Raw genomic sequence first — 1,312 nt, 5'->3', positions numbered from 1 at the left:
TGAACCGCTCCGGGTTTTCCGGAGGCTGATTGGTCTTAGTTACGCGGCCATGTCTGATGTTTCCAGAGCCGCGTAGAAGTTTGCCTCGGCCTCTGCTGGCGGGATGTTTCCGATGGGTTCCAGCAGGCGGCGGTTGTTGAACCAGTTGACCCATTCGAGTGTGGCGTATTCCACGGCGTCGAAGCTGCGCCATGGCCCACGACGGTGAATGACCTCTGCCTTGAAAAGACCGTTGATCGTCTCGGCCAGGGCATTGTCGTAGCTGTCACCCACGCTGCCCACGGAAGGTTCGATCCCTGCTTCGGCCAGGCGCTCGGTGTAGCGAATGGACAGATATTGCGATCCGCGATCCGAATGATGAACCAGTCCCGATCCAGGTTGCCGCTGATGAACGGCCTGTTCGAGGGCGTCGAGAACAAACCCGGCATGGGCCATGCGGCTGACGCGCCACCCAACAATGCGGCGCGCGAAAGCATCGATAACAAAGGCTACGTGAACGAAGCCTTGCCAGGTGGCGACATAGGTGAAATCGCTGACCCACAACATGTTCGGCGCCGGGGCCTTGAACTGACGGTTCACCTTGTCCAGCGGGCATGGCTGAGATTTGTCTGGAATCGTCGTCCTGTGCTTCTTGCCACGGATGATGCCTTCCAAGCCCAAGTCCTTCATCAGCCGCGTCACTGTGCAGCGGGCCACATCGAAGCCTTCCCGCCGCAGCTGGTGCCAGACTTTGCGAACGCCGTAGACTTTGTAGTTCTGCTCCCAGACGCGTTCGATCTCAGGCCGCAAAACGGCGTCCCGCTTAGCCCGATCTGACAGCAACTCGGGGTTCGCCCTCTTGACCATGTGATCGTAGAACGTGGATGGGGCAATCGGCAGTTGCTTGCAGATCGGCTCGACCCCGATATCCCTGTTCTCTTCGATGAAGGCGATCATGTCCTGGACCGGCGGTCGAGCTCCGCCTGGGCAAAATATGCCGACGCCTTGCGCAGGATCTCGTTCGCCTGCTTCAGTTCGCGGTTCTCGCGTTCCAAGGCTTTCAACTTCTCGGCCATCTCGGTCGTGATACCGGCGCGGTCTCCGCGATCGACCTCGGCCTTCTTGACCCACTCGTTCAGCGTCTGAGGTGCGCAACCAATCTTCGAAGAGATCGACAGGATTGCTGCCCAGCGGCTCTCATGCTGCCCTGCGTTGTCCAAAACCATGCGAACAGCGCGCTCGCGTAATTCCGGTGAATATTTGTTCGTCGTCTTGCTCATGATGCTCCATCCTACTCAAGAGTTGGAGCCTCCGGCAAACCCGGAGCGGTTCA

At 59.0% G+C, this 1,312-nt stretch carries 1 protein-coding gene and 1 other annotated feature; the gene reads right to left on the bottom strand.

The window, feature by feature from the left end; translation table 11 throughout:
* Nucleotides 1-39: 39 nt before the first annotated feature.
* Nucleotides 40-1,259 (bottom strand): IS3 family transposase gene (locus Q1B16_RS22300; protein ID WP_299794633.1). Its coding sequence is split into 2 segments (ribosomal slippage): nucleotides 40-971 and nucleotides 971-1,259, totalling 1,221 coding nucleotides; the frame shifts between segments, so codons are not numbered across the junction.
* Nucleotides 865-978, bottom strand: a sequence feature (AL1L pseudoknot). Its footprint overlaps the gene before it by 114 nt.
* Nucleotides 1,260-1,312: the final 53 nt, after the last annotated feature.

Origin of the sequence: uncultured Marivita sp. (assembly GCF_947488135.1) — a bacterium.
Taxonomy (GTDB): Bacteria; Pseudomonadota; Alphaproteobacteria; order Rhodobacterales; family Rhodobacteraceae; genus Marivita.
Note: the sequence above shows the minus strand (reverse complement) of the source record. Positions and strands in the feature narration are given on the sequence as shown.